We start from the raw sequence: 18,664 nt of genomic DNA, 5'->3' as shown, positions 1-18,664 counted from the left end.
GATGAAGAAGGGGCTCATCCTGGGAGTGCTGGTGGCCGCAGTGGCCTTCGGCGCTGGTACGTACTTCGGCCGCAGCGGCAAACAGGACCTGACGATCAGTTCGTCGACAAGCGGCGCCAGCTACAGCGGCGGCTTCAAGGCGGATGCCGCCACCAAGCCTGAGGGCGTCATCCGCTCGGTGGCCGGACCGGCGCCGACGAACATCGTCGTCGTCAAGGACGGTGAATCGATCCAGGCAGCGATCAAAGCGGCTCCGAAAGGAACCATCGTGCGCGTGATGCCCGGCACGTATCACGAGACGGTGTACATCGACAAAGACGACATTCGCATCATCGGTGTCATCGAAGAAGGTCGCCGACCCGTGCTCGATGGGCAGAAGAAGCTCAACGACGCGATTCTCTATTCCGGCAACAACTTCGTCGCCGAGAACCTCGAGATCCGCAACTACAAGGGCAACGGGATCATGGGCCAGGCCGGCAACAACTTCGAGATCCGCAACAACGTGATCGCGGAGTCCGGCGTGTACGGCATCTTCCCGCAGCTCGGCCAGAACGGCATCGTCGAGCACAACGTGGTCTCCGGCATTGCCGATGCCGCGATTTACATCGGCATGAGCGACAACATCCTGGTTGCGCACAACGACGTGTTCGACAGCGTCGCCGGCATCGAGATCGAGAACAGCCGCCATGCGATCGTCGAGAACAACTACGTGCACAACAACTCGGGCGGCCTGCTCGCGTTCGTGACGCCGGGGCTGCCGATCAAGGACACCGTCGATGTGATCTTCCGCAACAACTTCGTCGTCGGAAACAATCACCCGAACTTTGGTGCTCCCGGCTCCACTGTGTCCGGCATTCCGGCCGGCACGGGCATCCTGATCATGGCGGCTGATGACGTCGTCGTCGAAAGCAACATCATCTCCGACAACAAGGTGGCCGGCATGATCATCACGGATCACGCCAACGCCTCGAACATCACTGCCGATCCCGAATCGGATCCGAACTCGGATCGCGTGAAGATCCTCGACAACGTGATGCTGAGGAACGGCTACGACACGATTCCGGAAGCGAAGGCGCTGCTGCTCGCGGATGGCAAAGTGGGTCGCAAGAATCTCGACATCGTGCGCGTTGGCCCGAGCCCGGGCAGCTGCATCGTCAATCGCCATCAGTACATCACTGCGGGCGTCGACGACTTCGCCGAGTGCGACTTCACCAATACCGCCGCCACGGTGAACTACCTGCTGCCGCCCGTACCGCCGCGCGAAATCAAGCCCGGCGAACGCGGCAAGGTCGTCTACCTCGGCATCTGCACCGGCTGTCACACGTACAACGGCCGCATGATCGGCCCGCCGGTGCAGGTGATCCAGGCGCTCTACATGGACAACCCCCAGGGCCTCGCCGACTTCATCGCGAAGCCGACCAAGAAGCGCGATGACTATCCCGAAATGCCGCCGCAGGACTATCTCGACCCCGAGACCCGTCTCGCGGTGGCGCAATACATGCTGCAAGTGACCAATTGACCTGACGACGGAGACGAAGACTCATGAATAATCGCAGGAACAGGCTCGCGTACGCGGTGATGACGGTGCTGACGGGCGCGGGCTTCGCGGCCACGACGCCCGGCGTCGTAGTGGCGCAGGAGACCAGCAACGAGATCGAGGAGATCCTGGTGACAGCGCAGCGGCGTACCCAATCGCTGCAGGATGTCCCGATCGCGATGCAGGTCGTGGACAGCAAGCTGATCGACGACGTCGCAGCGGAAAACCTTGGCGACCTGAACGGGTTCGTGCCCGGGCTGGTGATCTCTGATGGTAGCCCCACGCAACCGCGCTATGAGATCCGCGGCATTGCGACCGACGACTTCGGCATCGGCACCGATCCCGCGGTGGGCGTGTACGTCGATGGCATCTATGCAGCACGCTCCGGCGCTTCGCTGCTCGCCTTCAACGACATCGAGCGGATCGAAGTTCTGAAAGGGCCGCAAGGCACCTTGTTCGGCCGCAACAGCGCCGCCGGCGCAATCTCGATCGTCACTCGCCAGCCTGAAGACGAGTTCCACTCGTTGCTGCGCGTGCGCGTCGGTCAGTACGGCAAGCAGTACTACGAAGGCATGTTGAACACACCGATCGGCGACAGCCTCGCGCTGCGCATCAACGGCGTCTACAACAAGAGCGACGGCTGGATCCAGGATGCGGCCACCGGCCAGGACCTCCTGCCTGAGGAGAACTGGGCCGGTCGCGTCGCGCTGCGCTGGGCGCTTTCCGACAACACGAGCGCGACCCTCTCCTGGGATCATGACGATCTCGATCAGCTCGCGCGCCCGGCGATCGGCATCATCCCTGTAGCCGCGGGTCAGACGACGATCCCCTACCCTGCGGACCCTGCGACATACATCGACCCTCGCAACGCACCGGTCTACAACGACGTCGTCGGCAACGAGGAGTCGCGCAAGCTCGACCAGGTGAACCTGTTCATCGATCACACGTTCGGCTCGGCGGACTTCCGCTCCAGCACGTCGTGGCGTCAGTTCGATACCGTCAACCGTGAAGACGAAGACGGCACGAACCTGATCGGGGTGTACTTCGACACGGCGAACATCGAGAGCAACGAGAGCTTCTACCAGGAGTTCAAGTTCTCCGGCAGGACCGACCGGATCGACTGGGTCGCGGGCGTGAGCTATTACCAGGAGAAGGCCGACCAGATCAGCGATACGCACACGTACACGGATGGCATCGACACGCTCGGAACGAACCTGGGCATCTGGGACGGTCTGGGTATCCCCTTCCCGCTGTACGGCGGCACCACCGCCTTCCTCGCGGATCTGGGGATCCCGGTCTCTCTGCTCGGCATGCCGTGGCGCGAAGCGATGTACAACAACGGCGACTTCGAAGCGTACGCCGCATTCGGCGACGTGATCTGGCACCTCAACGACAAGACCAACCTGACGTTCGGCTTGCGCTTCACTCGCGACACCAAGAAGTTCACGTGGACCAATGGTCCGCATGAGACGCCGGAGCTCGATGAAGCCATCGCAGGACTCGAGCAGGCTGGCTTCTTCACGATGTGGCCAATCCCGGCGGAGGCCTACCGCTTCTCAGACATCATCTTCACTACGGACACGCCGCCGGGCGGCTACACGGACAAGGACTCCTGGGACGACGTCAGCCCGCGTTTCGTGCTCGACTACAAGATCAACCCGAACGTCATGGTGTTCGGCTCGCTCGCCAAGGGTTACAAGGCCGGCGGCTACAACAGCGTCGAGGTCGCATCGCAGTTCGAGAACGAGGACGTCTGGAACCTCGAAACGGGCATCAAGAGCGTGATCCCGGATGCGGGTGTGGTGCTGAATGCCTCCGTCTACTACTACATCTACGACAACAAGCAGGCGATCACGCTGGACGACGGTTCCTCCGGCGAAATTCCGCGGTATGTGATCGACACGAGCGACGAGGAAGCGTGGGGCATCGATGTCGACGCGCAATGGCGGCCGCTCGACCACTTCACGCTGTACGCGAACGTCGCGTATATCGACTCGACGTACAAGGAAAAGACGACGCTGGGCGACGATCCGATCGACCTTTCCGGCCAGCCGACGGGTGAGCCGCATCTCAGCGCTTCGCTGGGCGCGAGCTACGAGTGGCTGCTGGGCAATGCTGGCGATCTGCAGCTGTCGGGCCGTTACGCCTATCGCGGCGAATCGCGTTGCAATGCCGACTCCGAGCGCCAGGGAGACTGCTCGCTGCAGACTTCCTTCCAGGTCGGCGAAGATACGCAGCGTCTCGACATGCGGCTCGGCTGGACCAGCGCGAACAACACGTTCGGCCTCGCGGGCTACGTGACCAACGTGCTCGACGATCAGTACGTGACGGGCATCAACAACATCACGCGTGACACGTTCGGGACGCCGTTCGCGTCGATCTCCGAGCCCCGCATGTGGGGGCTGGAAGCGACATTCTCGTTCTGATGTAACCTGGGCGCGCCTGCGATTGCGCAGGCGCGCCCGATCTTGTCACTCCCGCGCACGCGGGAGTCCATGCCTTGATCCAGATGGATTCCCGCTTGCGCGGGAATGACTGACTCCCGGAGCCCGCCCATGAGTGCCATGCCCGACCGCGACCTCACCTCCGTGTCCGTCGACAGGCTGTTCGAGTCTCACGCCGCAACGGCATTGAGACTGAGGCAATCCACCGCGGCGGAGCGACGCCTCAAGCTCACGAAGCTGCTCGACGCCATTCTCGCGCGTAAGGACGCGATTGCTGAGGCGACGCAGCGAGACCTGGGCAAGCATCCGACTGAAACAAATCTGACGGAAGTGCTGCCTCTCGTCGGCGAACTGAAGCACTCCATCTCGAATCTGAAACGCTGGATGAAGCCGCACCGCATTCGCCCGACGATGGCGGCGCTCGGCACGACTTCCCGCGTGGTGTATCAGCCGAAGGGCCGATGCCTGATCATCAGCCCCTGGAACTATCCGCTGAGCCTGGCCCTGGGACCGCTGGTCTCGGCGGTAGCCGCGGGCAATACGGCGATTCTCAAACCGTCGGAGTTCACGCCGCACACGAATCGCGTCGTGCAGGACATCGTCAGCGCGGTATTCGCCGTCGACGAGGTCGCCGTCGTGGAAGGCGCGGCTGAAACGGCCACCGCCCTCCTCTCGCTCCCGTTTGATCACATCTTCTTCACCGGCTCCCCGGGCGTCGGCAAGAAGGTCATGGCCGCAGCCGCGACGCATCTCGCTTCGGTAACCCTCGAACTGGGAGGCAAGTCGCCAGTCGTCATCGACGCCACTGCGAACCTTCATAACGCTGCCGAACACGTCATGTGGGGCAAGCTGGTGAATGCCGGCCAGACCTGCATCGCCCCCGACTATGTGTACGTACATCGCGATGTCGCGGACCGCTTCGTCGAACTTTGCCGCAGCACGATCGCAGGGCGTTACGGCGCCACTGATGCAGCGATCAAGAGCAGTGCGGACTTTCCCCGGATGATCCACCGTCGACACGCTGAGCGCGTCGGCCGGCTCATCGACGACGCAGTGAAGTCGGGCGGCAAGGTTGCGTACGGCGGCACCTACGATGTCGATTCGCGCTACGTGGCGCCAACGCTGCTGCGCGATGTGCCGCCGAGTGCGTCGATTCGTGGAGAAGAAATCTTTGGACCGGTACTGCCGATCCTGACATTCGATTCGCTCGACGCAGTGATCGCGGAGATCAACGCGGGAACGAAGCCTCTGGCGCTCTACGCGTGGACGAAGAACGATCGCACCGTCGAAGCGCTCAGGACGAACACGAGCTCCGGCAGCCTGTGCGTCAACCTGTGCCTGCAGCAATTCGCCCAGCACAATCTGCCGTTCGGCGGCGTGAACAACTCGGGCATCGGCAATGCCCACGGCTTCTTCGGCTTCAAGGCGTTCTCTCACGAACGCGCAGTGATGTCCGCCGGGCCGCTGTCAGCGCTCGAAATGCTCTTCCCTCCCTACAACGAGCGGAAGCGCCGCCTGAGCGAGATGCTCATCAAGTACGTGACTTGAGCCTCGAGTCAGCGTACCAGCGCTCTTGCGTGATTCTCGACGATTCTGACGAGGCTTAGAGCCGCCATCTCCGAAGACTTCGGATTGGCGGCCAGCGGCTTGTTCTCGATGCGGATCTCGAGCTTGCCGAACGCACCGACTGCTTTGAGCACATGAATGTTGTCCTGGACGTCCGGGTCCGCGACAAGCTCAACGGTTGTTCTGTCGAGCCCGACTCCCGCGAGCGCCGAGATCACGGTGACATTCGCATTCTTGGGAAACTGCGCTGCCGCTTCTCTGGCGGTGCCTGAGTAGAACGTAGCGGCCCGCGTCAGACCATCGAGCGCGATCAGGGATTCCGCAGCTGTGCCGCGCCACGCAGCGGGTGGCTTGACGATGCGGTGAATCACGCTTTCGAGCGGCAGCGCAGATGCCGCGACGAGCGCATCGACCCCCGCGAGCGCTCCCGGCGGAATGATGAGCTGGCTGCCGTGCTCCTCTGCCGATCGGACCAATCCATCGAGCAGACTCGTGTCGCAGAACGCGCTCGTTGAAGCGACTACGAACGCTCTCGAACTCCGCAGCGCAGCCTCACCCCAAAGGGCGACAGCTTCACGGCTGGCGGCTTCCACGACCATATCGAGATCGAGTCCCGCGAGCTCTTCCGTCGTAGTCACGACGGCCGCGTTCGCAGGCAGCGACGTAGCCGCAGCCGCATCGCGTTTGGCGATCGCCACGATGGAGACCGAACCCGCCGAACGCAGCGACAACAGCTCCGCTACACGCCGGCTGATGGCACCCCAGCCAATCAAGGCGATCCGAAGGGATTTCCTGCGCATGGCCATCAAGTCAGCTTCAGTCCGCACGCTTCGAATGCGGCTCGCGTCGCGCGCTTCTCAGCGTCAGTCAGTTCCAGCAGCGGCGCCCTGACTCTTCCGCCCACCTGGCCGAGAAGCTCCTGCCAGTATTTCTGGTGCGAGTGAGGCTTCTCCGCCGGGCGCGTGGAACGCAAGGCCTCACGTACCGGATTCAGGCTGTCACGAACGAGGCGGGCCTGTTGAACCTTGCCGCTGAAAGCCAGCTCGGTGTACTCCTTCATCCTGCGATCCACGAGTGTCTGCGTCAGATACGGCGGCGACGAGCACAGGTAAACCTGCCAGTTCAGCTCGACGATGTTGTCCAGCCACTCTTCTTCCGAAGCGGTGCTGACGATGAGCCGATCGCCCGCAAGTCGCGTCAGCTCGGTGTACATGGGGCGCGGCACGCTGTACTTGATTGCAACCACGTTCTCGATGTCGGCGAGGCGATTGCAGAGTTGCGGCGAAAGCAGGTAGCCGCTGTCCGGATGGCTCCACAGCGCGATCCCGATGTCGACGGCCTTCGCGATGGCGTTGTAGTAAGCAAGAACCGTTTCATCCTGTGCTTTGTGGAAATGCAGGATCGGCGCGTGGACGACGATGAAATCAGCCCCGATCGCCTGCGCATGTCGGGCGAGGTCAATGACCGTATCCAGATTCTGATCCGAGCACGACAGGATCGTGTGATGCCCGCCCGGTGTGGCCTCGACCGCCAGCTCGAAAGTGCGCTTGCGCTCCTTGAGCGACATGGAGAAGAACTCTCCCTGCTTGCCCGCGATGAAGAGCCCATCGATGCCGAGGCCTTGTGTCCAGTGGCGGATGTTTTCGCGGAAGCCGTCTTCGTCCAGGTCGAGGGTCGCGGTGAAAGGCGTGAGCGCGGCAGCCCAGATGCCCTTCAGGTGAGCTCGCGCGTAGGCCTTTGCGTCTTTTCGTGCGTATTTGCTCATGGCTGCTTTCGCGGGAATGACGAAGCCGGCTTCTTCCCTAGACGATCGTCATGCTGTGCGAAATATTCTTCACCACAGTGTAGTTGAACAACCCCTCCGTCCCACCCTCTCTTCCGTAGCCGCTCTCCTTCACGCCTCCAAACGGGGTCTCGGCCACGGAGGCCTCGAGCGTATTGATGGAGAAGTTGCCCGCCTCGATACGCTCAGCCAGCTCATTGGCTCTTTGAGCCGAGTGCGTAAACGCGTAGGCAGCGAGGCCGAACGGCAGCGAGTTCGCTTTCTGGATTGCTTCGTCGATGGACGACACGGGGTTGATCACCGCAAGCGGCCCGAACGGCTCTTCACGCATCACGCGTGCGCAATCCGGTACGTCGGCCAGAACAGTCACCGGGAAAAAGTATCCAGGTCGATTGAGACGCTTGCCACCGGTCAGAACACGCGCGCCTTGCCCGTCGGCATCGGCAATCAGTGTTTCCATCGCCTTGATGCGTCGATCATTGGCGAGCGGTCCCATCTCGGTCGACGATTCGAAGCCGTCTCCAACGACCACCGCACGAGCTCTCTCGGCGAAGGCTTTGACGAACGCTTCGTAGATGCGCTCCTGAACGAAGAACCGCGTCGGTGAGGTGCACACCTGCCCTGCGTTGCGCGCCTTTCGCACAGCCGACACCACCGCAGCCTCGACTGGGTCGACGTCATCGCACACGATGACCGGCGCATGCCCGCCAAGCTCCATGAGCACAGGCTTCATGTACTCCGAGGCAATCCGGGTCAGCCGCTTTCCGACAACGGTCGACCCCGTGAACGCAACGAGCCGGATCGGCGCCTGCGGGATCAGATACTCGGAGATCTCCGAAGGAACTCCGAAGACGAGATTCATCACCCCGGGCGGCAAACCGGCATCGTGAAGTGCGCGAGCAATGTGCATCGCGCCAGCGGGCGTCTCCTCCGACGCCTTCATGATGATCGAACAACCTGCCGCGAGTGCGCCGGCAATCTTTCGCGCGGGCTGACTCAGAGGGAAGTTCCAGGGCGAGAACGCGGCCACCATGCCGATCGGCTGGTGATGCACGATGTACTTGATCCCCGGTTCGCTCGGGATGACGCGTCCATAGAGTCGCTGTCCTTCGGCCGCATCCCATTCGAAGAATTCGCAACCCCGGATCACTTCCAGCCGCGCGGCCTTGAACGGCTTGCCGTGTTCGAGCGTTATGGCGCGAGCTATCTCGTCGGAACGCTCGCGCATCAGCGCAGCGGCTTTGAGCATGATCTCGCCGCGCCTTCTCGGAGAGAACTGCGCCCATACTTTGAATCCGTGCTCTGCCGCCTCGAGAGCGTCGTCCAGATCCTGCCGCGTTGCGACCGGCACATGGCCGATGACAGCTTCCGACGAAGGATTCAGTACAGGCTGCGAAGACGCCGTCTTCTTCCAGGCGCCACCGATATGCAAATGAAGATCAGGATATTCCGTCACGGATGATCCCCCGATCGATGTCAGTAGGTATCTGCGCACCTTGCAGTCGCAGCACGAAGTGAGCGTTGCTTGCTGCGCGGGAATGTGTCGCGAATTGTAGCCGCATCCCCGGGTCGGCACTGCTGTATACCAGTGCGGGTTTACGCAGGTTTACTTCGCGTGCTGCATCAGCGAAGTGCTGCACGATCAGCGGCAATCGTCGTGAGTGTGCGCGGTGGATCGGGGCTGGCTTGTGGATGAGCCGCCCCCCGCGGCGGCGTTGCTCACATCGACGGGATACAAGCTCGTCCGGCTGGATTCGATTTACTGTTCGTGATCCTTCACCAGCGCGGACGCTCCATGCGCCGCGCGGTGACAAAGTCTCCGTTATTCCTTCTGCCCCGCCTTTGCCCGCTCTTCCTCACGCGCCCCCGCGAGGATGCCCGGAAGCGCGTAGTTGCCTTCGTGGCAGGCGTACTCGTAGATCGCTTCGTTGATGCGGTTGAAAGGCAGCTCGCCCGTGTAGGGCGCGGTAAACGTTCCTGGATCTTCGACCGTGAACTTGTAGAGCAGCACATCCGGACCCGTGCGCGTGAATCGCTCCGTCACCTTCATCTGGTCGGAGGCTCCGCGATAAGGGCCGAGCGGTGATGACTGCGCCAATTGCGTCGGATGGATATTCGTCGTCTCGACGACGAGCGTGTCGCCTTCCCAGTGGCCGATCGAATCGCCGTACCAGGGACGGATCTGCGCTGGAACGTGCTGCGTCGCTCCCAGACGGACGATGCGTACGTCATGGACCATCTCCGTCATGATCATGACGTGGTCCTTCGTCTGAACGATGGTGTAGTTGTTGTTGTAGAAGTAGTTCGGCAGCATCGGCGGACCGGCGTTCGATCCGAATGAAGAGAGACAGCGATCGGAGAGCGAGCGAACTTCGGGGCCGTCGAATTCACCGATGTTCTTCGCCCGCGCTGCACGCTCGGACGCACGTTGCTTGGCGGCTGCGGTCAACGGCGGAAGACGGCCGTTGGCCGGATCGACGATGATCGAGCTGCGCGCAACGCCATTGATACGCACGACCCGGTTGCCCGGATCGAGCCAGAAACCGTTGTAACCGCCGACTGCGCCGCCCGCCGCCTGGGCGAGCCGCTCGACGAACGTCGGTTCTCCCGGCACATCGGCCAGTTCGTTGCCCACGCCGCCTTTCTTCGCAACGTCCCCGGGTTCGGTGGGCCGATCGCGGAATTCCTCAACGTCCTGGGCGCGCCTTTCGAGCGCGATCGCCTGTTCTTCTGTCAGTGTGGCCCCCTGATTCCCCATCCGCTCGAAAGGTGTCTGGGTCTCGTTGCTCCAGTTGCCTTGCAGATCGGGCTTTCCCTCAGGAGTACGCGGCAGGACCCAGGGTTTGCTGGGCGCAGCGGCCGGCGTTTGCGCACCTGCGGAAGCGAGCGGGATCACCGAAAGACTCATCGCCAGGGCGAGTGCGCCCGCCGGAGAATGCTTAACAGATCGTGAGGATGATGTTGTTTTCATGGTGATGCGCCTGCATTGGCTTTCGCAGTCCTGATGCTAGTGCGCCTCGGGCTGACGAACAAGAACGCCCAGTGTCAAGCTTCGCAATGCAGAGATGAAATGCGATGCAGGTTGCTGCCGCAACCTCCCTCCTGTCTAATCGCACCGGGTGTCGCACTGCACTGCGCAGTTGGACAGGTAACGGACTGGTCGGGCCGCCAGTCGCGGAGTGCGTTCACCCGTGCGGTACCGTCCACGTCGTGCGGCGCTGCTTCCTGCCGAAGCAGTCGCCAGATTCTTCAGCGCGCTGGAGCGCTTTCTCCGCGTCGAAGCAGCGAGCGGCTTCATTCTGCTCGCCGCGACAGCAGCTGCCCTGCTCTGGGCCAACTCCCCTTTCACAGATTCCTACCATCGTCTCTGGGAAACGCGCCTGACAGCCGATGTCAGCGGAGTGTCCCTGAACTGGTCGCTGCGCTTCGTCGTGAACGATGTGCTGATGACCGTGTTTTTCCTCGTCGTCGGCATGGAGATACGCCGGGAGATGCACGCCGGCGCGCTCTCCGACACGCGGGTTGCGCTGCTGCCGCTTGCGGCCGCGGCCGGTGGGATAATCGTTCCAGCGTTGCTCTATCTTGCGATCGCCCACAAATCTTCACTCAGCAGCGGCTGGGCGATACCGACCGCGACCGATATCGCCTTCGCCGCGGGTGTGCTGGCGATCCTCGGCAGATCGATTCCGGCCGCAGCGCGCATCTTCCTCCTCGCGCTTGCCATCATCGATGACGTTGCCGCGGTGCTCATCATTGCACTGTTCTACTCCGATGGTCTGGACACCCGAGGCCTGCTCGTAAGCGGCGTGGCACTGGCGATCATCGCAAGCCTGCGGATGGCGGGCGTCGGGAAGGCGCGCGCTTATGTGATTCCGGGCGCCCTGCTTTGGGCGGGCATGCTGATCGGGGGCATCCATCCGACATTGGCCGGCGTCGTACTCGGCCTGCTCACTCCGGTCACGCCGATGAATGGCGCGTCGGTCGAGATCGCCCCCGTGATCCGACTGCAGGACCTGCTGCATCCCTGGGTCGCCTTCGCAATCATGCCGTTGTTCGCGCTGGCCAATGCCGGCGTTTCCTTCGCCGGCGTGACACTCGATGCCCCATCCTCGCGAACACTCATCATGAGCATCGCGGCCGGGCTCATCCTCGGCAAACCGCTGGGAATATTCCTGGGAACATGGTGCGCAGTGCGTCTTCGCTTGTGCGACTTGCCGCCGACGATCACCTGGCGCGCCGTGTGGCTCGTGGGTTGCCTCGGTGGCATCGGGTTCACGATGTCGATATTCATCGCGATGCTGGCCTTCGATGACGAGCAGCTTCTCGCTGCGGCAAAGGTCGGCGTCATCGGAGCCTCGGTGGTTGCCGGAGCGATGGGGCTGCTGCTTGGCCGACTGCAGACCCGTGAAAGCCAGACGTGAGGTATTGAGGTGCCATAACGACACCACTCCGGGAATCCCCCAAGCAAGGGCGAGTCGCCTGCTCCGCGACTGATTCCCTCTGTCCCGCCCGTCCAACAGTGCGATGAACCGAATGGCGGCGCCCGGAGGCTCTTGGTGCGACCTGTGTCGATGCTGATTCGTTCGCTGACCGCGTGTGCGGTCTTCGTCTGTCTCGCGGTTGCTTCGCAACCGACGCAAGCTTCCGACTCCCTTGATCTGTCCGCATACCGCGGCAAAGTCGTGCTGCTGGATTTCTGGGCGTCATGGTGCGAACCCTGTCGCCGCTCATTTCCATGGCTCAATGAGATGCGCGCGAAATATGGCGACCGCGGTCTGGTCGTGAGCGTGGAGCCATCGCGACGAGCGGAGATTCACGCCGCTTTCTGATCAGCAACGGACGCCGCTATTCGCACATTCTCGATGCACGTACGGGCTGGCCGGTGCGCAACGCGCCGCGCTCTGCAACAGTCGCCGCGGACACCTGCACGCAGGCAGGCAGCATGACGACATTGGCGATGCTTCAGGGCGCAAATGCAGAAGCGTTCTTGAAGGGCAGCGGCCTGCGCTTCTGGGTGCAGGCTGCGCGGTGACTGCATTCGTCGCAGTGAAAGCCTCTCTATGAATGAGCAACAGCCATCGCCGGCGCCGCGCACCCTGCACTGGCGAGTTCGCGCTCAGCCTGCCTGAACCCATACACCGGCACGATCTCTTCGGTGCGATCGCCGATTTCGTCCCAGAGCTCGATGACGCGCTCGCCCGCATCGGCACCGCCGCCGACATAGCGACCTTCGGTCAGCGTGACGTGTGCACGAGCGAAATGCCCCGCACCGGCGCACAAGATTGCTCGCGTGGGCGCTTCGTCTGCGACGAGTGCGAGCAGGCCGGGGCTCACCAGCTGCGGCGCAAGCTGCTGGAGCGCCTCTTTGGAAAGGACACCGTCCGTCATCTGGGTCGCCGCGGTGGGCGCAAGGCAATTGACGCGGACGTTGTACTTCTCGCCTTCGAGCGCGAGCGTCTGCATCAGTCCGACCAGCGCCATCTTCGCCGCGCCATAGTTCGCCTGGCCGAAGTTTCCGTAGAGACCGGACGACGATGTCGTCATGACCACGCGACCGAAGCGTTGCTGGCGCATGATTTCCCACACGGCCTTGGTGCAGATGACCGCGCCCATCAGGTGAACGTCGAGCACCTGGCGGAAATCAGCGAGGCTCATCTTCACGAAGCTCTTGTCACGAAGGATGCCCGCGTTGTTGATGAGAATATCGACGCGGCCCCACGTCTTCATCACATGGTCGATCATCGATGCAACCTGCGCCTCATCCGTGACCGAGGCAGCAATCGCCATTGCTTCGCCTCCCGCTGCGACGATCTCATCGGCGACACGTGCGGCAACGGTCTGATCCATGTCGTTCACGACCACTTTCGCGCCGTACGTTGCCAGCGCGAGCGCATGTGCCCGCCCCAAGCCGCCACCGGCTCCCGTCACGATCGCGACACGCGTCTTCAGGATCATTGGTCCTCGCCTCGATGATTGAACGAATCTCTATGGCTTCCCGCACACGGCGAGGAAGCCGCCCGCCATGAACTTCGCCATGCGCTTTTTGACGGCACTGAAGTCCTCCGACTTGCAGACGCCACCAGACAACTTGTCGATGCGGCCGGTGCGCGCGAGCGTCAACAGCAGCGCACCGGTCACGAAGTGATAGCCCCAGAAGATGTCCTCTTCCGAGCACTTCGGCAGCGCACGTTTCAACAGATCGATCAGTCGCAGCACGACCGGGTCGAAGTGCTTGTCCATGAGCTCCGCGCCCCACTCCGGCGTGTTGGCAACCTGTGCACCGAGTGCGCCGTAGTTCTTCCAGCGCTCGCCGCCCTGGATGTACAGATCGAGGTCGGTATCGAGAAACGCCCGCAGCGCGCCCTCGACCGTCGGCTTGCCGTTGGTCGCCTGGTCATACTCGTCCAGCGCGGTCATCCGGCGCGTGCTCGTCACCACCGCACGACGCGCGAACACTTCGTCGAAGAGCTTTTTCTTGTCTTCGAAGTAGTAGTTCATGAGCGTGTGGTGAACTCCGAGCCGTTTGGCGACGTCCTTCAACGTGACGCCATACAGCCCATGCTTCGAGAACAGTTCCTCGGAAACATCGAGGATCTGTTCCATCATCTCCGCTCGCTGCGCTGCCTTGGTCACGCGCTTCGACGGCGCGGCCTTCGGCGACTTCGCTTTGCCCGGTCGTTTGCGCCGGGGCTTCACATCTACAGGCACGATCGAACCTCCAGGGTCTTACCGGCGAGGCGGAGCGAAGGCTCCACCATGGAGCCCAGGGCTCAACCGCTGCCGTATTGTGTCCTGAGACGCATTTTGTCGATCTTTCCGGTAGATGCCAGAGGCATGTTGTCGAGCCGGATCACCGTGTCGGGGATCCACCAGGGAGCGACCCGCTGACGGAGGGCCGCGAACATCGCTTCGTCGCTGATCGCCTGCTGCTCGCGCAGTTCCACAAACAGTACCGGCCGCTCGCCCCATTTCGCGTCCGCCCGCCCGATCACGGCTGCCAGGGAGATTTCCGGCAATCCGCCCACGATGGCTTCGATTTCCGCCGGATTGATCCACTCGCCACCTGATTTGATCAGGTCCTTGGAACGCCCGGTGATGATCAGGTTGCCGTCCGAGTCGATGCGCGCCAGATCACCGGTGTTGAACCAGCCGTTCGGATCGGTCGCGGAACGCTCCTCGCCAAAGTACCGGTCGATGACACTCGAGCCGCGCACCCGCAGGTGCCCCTCGACGTTCCGCTGTTCAGGTAACGGGCGACCTTCGGCGTCCGTGAGCAGAAGATCGACCCCGACAGCGGGCCGACCCGATACCGCGGCGGAACGCTTCGGGTCGCCGGGCGCGGACATCGTTCCCGACGGCGACAACTCGGTCATTCCCCAGCTCGTCTGCACAGTGACGCCGAGGCGCCGTTCGATTCGCTGCATGAGCGCCGGCGGCAAAGGCGAACCGCCCACCAGTATCCGCTTGAGCGATGGCAGTTCGCCGCCAGTTGCATCGAGATGCTCGACGAGGCCGAGCCAGACAGTGGGCACACCGACTGCGATGGTCACAGCTTCATCGGCTATCAGGCGCGCGAGGCTTGCGCCATCGGTGTGACGTCCTGGCAGCACCAACTTCGCGCCAGCCGCCGGCACAGCGAAAGGCAAGCCCCAGGCATTCGCATGAAACATCGGTACGACCGGCAGCACGCTGTCGGCAGCGGTGATGCCTATCATGTCGGCCTGAAGAAGTCGCATCGCATGAAGAAAACTCGACCGATGCGTATACGTCACGCCCTTCGGCGCACCGGTCGTACCCGACGTGAAGCAAAGTCCGCAAGCCGTGCGTTCATCGAAGTCGCCCCAGACCGCCGGGTCGCGAACGACTTTCATCGCCTCTTCCAGTTCGACGACGCTCACATTGCCAACGCTCGGTGTGTCAGCCAGGCCATCGATGACCAGAATCCGCTCGATCGACGGCGCGCGTTCGACGATCTGCCTGGCGAGCTGCAGAAGATCCGCGCTGACAACCAGAATGCGGCACGAGGACTGAACGAGCATCGCAGCGGTCTGCACCGCTGTCAGTCGCGGGTTCAACGTGTGGCACACAGCGCCCATGCCCATGACGGCGTACCAGGTTTCGACGTGAGCCTGTGTGTTCCACGCGAGCGTCGCCACGCGATCGCCGAATCCAACACCGAAGCTCTTCAGCATCGCGGAAATGCGCTGGCTGCGCGCCCGCAATTCCGAATAGCCGACGCGATCTGTCCGAACACCGTCGCGCCCGGTCACGACCTCCGCCCGTGGGTGCCACTTGGCGGCGTGATCGAGAAACCTGTTCAGCGTCAGCGGGAAATCCTGCATCGCCCCATCGATCATCGTCGGCAATCCTCACGGGGCGGAAGAGCGGGCGAGACGATGCCGACGTTCCAGTTCCAGGGCTGCCCGCCTTTCGCGCGGCGCCTGCAGACCACTTCTTCGTTCAACTCGTACATGCCCGGGGACAAATGGGCGGCCGGCTGGGGCTTGTCCGCGAAGTGCATGTAAGTGCGAGTGGATCCGTAGGCAGGCCAGTCCGGCTGATTCGATGCCCGGGGATCGCCGGTGCGCGCGAAACTCGCCCAGTAGTCGATCATTGCGTTGGACAGCGAAGCCTCGGCCTCGGTCGCGGGAATCTTCGGCCAGAAGGCCGATGTTCGATCGGCGGTGCCAAAGACATACGGCAGCTCGGACGCGTGGAATGCATGCAGACCCGCGTCGTTCGCAGCGGGATAGCCGTGATCGAAAAGATAGAGGTAGCCCGGCCGTCCCATCGCTGTTTGTCTGGCGACGAGCCGCTCCGACGTCCATCCGTACAGCGCGTCCCGCGTCGTTGCGAGGATGCTCTCCTCCAGGGTTGATGCCGGATAGAGTTTCAGGAAATCGTCGGCGAGATCGTCATAGCGGCTGCGAATCGCGGACTCATACGTTGCTGCGTCGGCTGGCGCGGGCGGCGCTAGAAAGCGCAGCGATCGAATCTCGCCACTATTGAATCCCGCAATCATGGGTACTTTCGCCTGCTCGCCGCGATCGAACACTTCGACCAGCTGCCGCGGCAGGATTGCGCCGTCGATGGTGCCGAGCGGGAAATAGCCCAGGCGGCCTGCCCCCTCCACGAGCTTCGTCGCGTCCATCGAACGCAATGCGGCGACGTCCGGCGCACCCAATGCCGTTGCCAGCCGCGACCCGATTCCCTCCGCCGCCTGCTCGCCGAACTTCGGTCGCTTCAGCTCGGGCGTGGAAATCATGTACGCACTCTGGGCGATCGCCTTCGCGAACAGATTGTGCGCGGGCGGCGACGCCATCAGATACATCACGCTCAATGCGCCGGCCGATTCGCCCGCAATCGTGACGTTGGCAGGATCGCCACCGAACGCTGCGATGTTGCGATTCACCCAGCGCAGGGCTTCGATCTGATCGAGCAGCCCGTAGTTGCCCGAGACCTTCAGCGGTGACTCAGCGCTCAAGCCGGGATGCGCGAGATAGCCCAGGATGCCGAGCCTATAGTTGATCGACACCACGACGACGCCGCGTTCCGCGAGCTTCGTGCCGTTGTACAGCGTCTGGCTGCTGAAGCCGGTCGTCAGTGCGCCACCGTGAATCCAGACCAGCACGGGCGCGTTGCGGACTTCCTTCGGGGCCCAGACATTGAGCAAGAGGCAGTCCTCGCTCGTCGCGGCAGGTTCATCGGCATACAGGCTGCCGGGTCGCGACTTGGGTTGCATGCAGGCCGGACCAAACTGCAGCGCGTCGCGCACATCGTTCCATCGCGGCAACGCCACTGGCGGCTTCCAGCGTCCCATACCCACGGGCGGCACCGCATACGGAATGCCCTTGAACACCTGAACATCGCCGACGCTCTCACCGCGCAACTTGCCTGCGGGTGAATCGACGACGGCGTCAGCTTGCGCTGCGATCGGCAACATCATGGACAGGCCGGCGATCAGCACCGGTACGAATCGATACAGAGCCATCACAACGAACTCCGGTTCGCGCTCTCACGTCGCAGTGCACGCACGAGCCACAAGTGAGCGAGCACAGCGATGACGTAGAACGGAACGAGGGTATAGAACGCCATCTGCAGAGAATTTTCCGGATGTTCCGGGCGGAAGTAGTCGCTGACCGCGCCGAGATAAGTCGGCCCCAACCCCAGCCCAATCAGGTTCATCACCAGCAGCAGGAGCGCACCGGAGAGCACACGCTCGTTCGGCCGCACTTCTTCCTGCACGAGCGTTACCGCAGGCGAGAGATAGAAGTAGTTCAGGAACGTCGGCACTGCCAGGAACAGTAGTGCGAGCTGCCAGGTCGGAGCCCAGACGAAGCCGATGAAGAACGGGATGGCCAGTGCGAGCGCTACGGCCGGGAGATACCCATAAGCGCCCCTCGACTTAGGTGCGAAACGATCGATGAGCCGCCCGGAGACGTACATACCGCCGCCAATGGCGATGCCGATCAGCAGTGCGTAGTAGATGGCGACCTCCTGCAGCGTCATGCCCTTCTCTCGCATCAGGAACAGCGTCGTGAAATTGAGGAGTGCATACGTAACGAACTGGGTCGCACCGCTTGCGAGCGACACGCGCAGCAATACGGGATGCGAGAAGAACATGCGGCACGTTGGCCAGAACGCAGGCTGCTCGGACCTCACTGGCGCCGCGTCACCAATGGCGGTATCGAGACCGCCGCGCACCGGCTCGCGAACGCAAAGCACGACGACGAGTGCCGTAACGATACCGAGCGCACCGAGGAAGATGAACGCAGATCGCCAGCTATACGCGGCTGCAATCGATGCGCCGAATGCCACACCCAGAGCGAGTCCGATCGGCGGCCCGAGGTTGTAGATGCTGAGCGCCGTGCCACGCGTGCCGGGCGGGAAATAATCCGAAACGATCGCGTATGACGGCGGGACTCCGCCCGCCTCGCCTACGCCGACCGACATTCGCGCTATGGCCAACTGTGCGTAGCTCGATGAAAGTCCGCATGCCACCGTCGCCGCGCTCCATAGCGCGCACGAGAACGACAGCACCTTTACGCGATTGGTCCGATCGGCCAGCCAGCCGACAGGAATCGCCAGCACGCAATAGAACAGCGCGAAGTAAAGGCCGCTGATCATTCCGAGCTGGCCGTCGGTCACACCGAGCTCGTCCTGAATCGGCTTCGCGAGAATCGACAGCAATTGCCGATCGAGGAAGTTGAGCACGTACACGAAGCACAGGATCGCCAGTGCCGACCAGGCGCGCGCGTCCGGCCGCGCATGATGCGCGACCGGACTAGCTGCAACTGCCGAATGCAACGGCGAGGTCTCGTTGCTCGCGTGCAT

15 protein-coding genes are annotated in these 18,664 nt (G+C 62.7%); 6 read left to right on the top strand and 9 right to left on the bottom strand.

What is annotated here, in order from left to right; genetic code table 11:
- The first annotated feature begins 1 nt into the window (after window position 1).
- From HNQ60_RS00675 to HNQ60_RS00665, 3 genes are all read left to right on the top strand, one after another.
- Complete coding sequence (locus HNQ60_RS00675; protein WP_184329097.1) at window positions 2-1,519, top strand: parallel beta-helix domain-containing protein; 1,518 nt, start codon at window positions 2-4, stop codon at window positions 1,517-1,519.
- A 23-nt stretch (window positions 1,520-1,542) separates the two neighbouring features.
- On the top strand, window positions 1,543-3,963 hold the full coding sequence (locus tag HNQ60_RS00670) for a TonB-dependent receptor (protein WP_184329096.1): 2,421 nt from the start codon (window positions 1,543-1,545) through the stop codon (window positions 3,961-3,963).
- Window positions 3,964-4,092: 129 nt separating this feature from the next.
- Window positions 4,093-5,529, top strand: a complete 1,437-nt coding sequence (locus tag HNQ60_RS00665) for an aldehyde dehydrogenase family protein (RefSeq protein WP_221303950.1) — start codon at window positions 4,093-4,095, stop codon at window positions 5,527-5,529.
- Between the two features lie 8 nt (window positions 5,530-5,537).
- Here HNQ60_RS00665 and HNQ60_RS00660 read toward each other — a convergent pair whose 3' ends face one another.
- From HNQ60_RS00660 to HNQ60_RS00645, 4 genes are all read right to left on the bottom strand, one after another.
- Entirely contained in the window at window positions 5,538-6,347 is an 810-nt protein-coding gene (locus tag HNQ60_RS00660) for an aspartate dehydrogenase (RefSeq protein WP_184329095.1), read from the bottom strand.
- Window positions 6,348-6,352: 5 nt separating this feature from the next.
- Window positions 6,353-7,312: a dihydrodipicolinate synthase family protein gene (locus HNQ60_RS00655; protein WP_184329094.1), complete on the bottom strand. Its 960-nt coding sequence runs from the start codon at window positions 7,310-7,312 to the stop codon at window positions 6,353-6,355.
- A 37-nt stretch (window positions 7,313-7,349) separates the two neighbouring features.
- The gene (locus HNQ60_RS00650) at window positions 7,350-8,786 is read right to left on the bottom strand and encodes an NAD-dependent succinate-semialdehyde dehydrogenase (protein WP_184329093.1); all 1,437 of its coding nucleotides are present in this window, start codon (window positions 8,784-8,786) and stop codon (window positions 7,350-7,352) included.
- A gap of 366 nt (window positions 8,787-9,152) precedes the next feature.
- Complete coding sequence (locus HNQ60_RS00645) at window positions 9,153-10,301, bottom strand: hypothetical protein (RefSeq protein ID WP_184329092.1); 1,149 nt, start codon at window positions 10,299-10,301, stop codon at window positions 9,153-9,155.
- 220 nt (window positions 10,302-10,521) lie between these two features.
- On the opposite strand from HNQ60_RS00645, the gene nhaA reads away from it, so the two are divergent.
- The 3 genes from nhaA (at window position 10,522) to HNQ60_RS28220 (ending at window position 12,362) form a co-directional block, all read left to right on the top strand.
- Complete coding sequence (nhaA, locus tag HNQ60_RS00640; RefSeq protein ID WP_221303949.1) at window positions 10,522-11,751, top strand: Na+/H+ antiporter NhaA; 1,230 nt, start codon at window positions 10,522-10,524, stop codon at window positions 11,749-11,751.
- Between the two features lie 150 nt (window positions 11,752-11,901).
- Window positions 11,902-12,159: a TlpA disulfide reductase family protein gene (locus HNQ60_RS28225; RefSeq protein WP_184330140.1), complete on the top strand. Its 258-nt coding sequence runs from the start codon at window positions 11,902-11,904 to the stop codon at window positions 12,157-12,159.
- Entirely contained in the window at window positions 12,090-12,362 is a 273-nt protein-coding gene (locus tag HNQ60_RS28220) for an FAD:protein FMN transferase (RefSeq protein ID WP_184330141.1), read from the top strand. Before HNQ60_RS28225 ends, HNQ60_RS28220 begins: the two co-directional genes overlap by 70 nt.
- A 26-nt stretch (window positions 12,363-12,388) precedes the next feature.
- Here the strand turns inward: HNQ60_RS28220 and HNQ60_RS00625 are convergent, their stop codons facing one another.
- The 5 genes from HNQ60_RS00625 to HNQ60_RS00605 form a co-directional block, all read right to left on the bottom strand.
- A complete protein-coding gene (locus tag HNQ60_RS00625) occupies window positions 12,389-13,285 on the bottom strand; it encodes an SDR family NAD(P)-dependent oxidoreductase (RefSeq protein ID WP_184329091.1) in 897 nt (298 codons plus the stop codon).
- Window positions 13,286-13,315: 30 nt separating this feature from the next.
- Entirely contained in the window at window positions 13,316-13,933 is a 618-nt protein-coding gene (locus HNQ60_RS00620) for a TetR/AcrR family transcriptional regulator (RefSeq protein WP_184330139.1), read from the bottom strand.
- A gap of 167 nt (window positions 13,934-14,100) precedes the next feature.
- Window positions 14,101-15,687, bottom strand: coding sequence for an AMP-binding protein (locus tag HNQ60_RS00615; protein ID WP_184329090.1), 1,587 nt, complete (start codon window positions 15,685-15,687; stop codon window positions 14,101-14,103).
- On the bottom strand, window positions 15,684-17,321 hold the full coding sequence (locus HNQ60_RS00610) for a carboxylesterase/lipase family protein (protein WP_184329089.1): 1,638 nt from the start codon (window positions 17,319-17,321) through the stop codon (window positions 15,684-15,686). Before HNQ60_RS00610 ends, HNQ60_RS00615 begins: the two co-directional genes overlap by 4 nt.
- A complete protein-coding gene (locus HNQ60_RS00605; RefSeq protein WP_184329088.1) occupies window positions 17,321-18,664 on the bottom strand; it encodes a spinster family MFS transporter in 1,344 nt (447 codons plus the stop codon). The genes HNQ60_RS00610 and HNQ60_RS00605 overlap by 1 nt, the downstream gene beginning before the upstream one ends.

It is taken from the genome of Povalibacter uvarum, assembly GCF_014202975.1.
Taxonomy (GTDB): Bacteria; Pseudomonadota; Gammaproteobacteria; order Steroidobacterales; family Steroidobacteraceae; genus Steroidobacter; species Steroidobacter uvarum.
The sequence above is the reverse complement of the archived record's forward strand: the minus strand, read 5'-3'. Positions and strand labels throughout refer to the sequence as shown.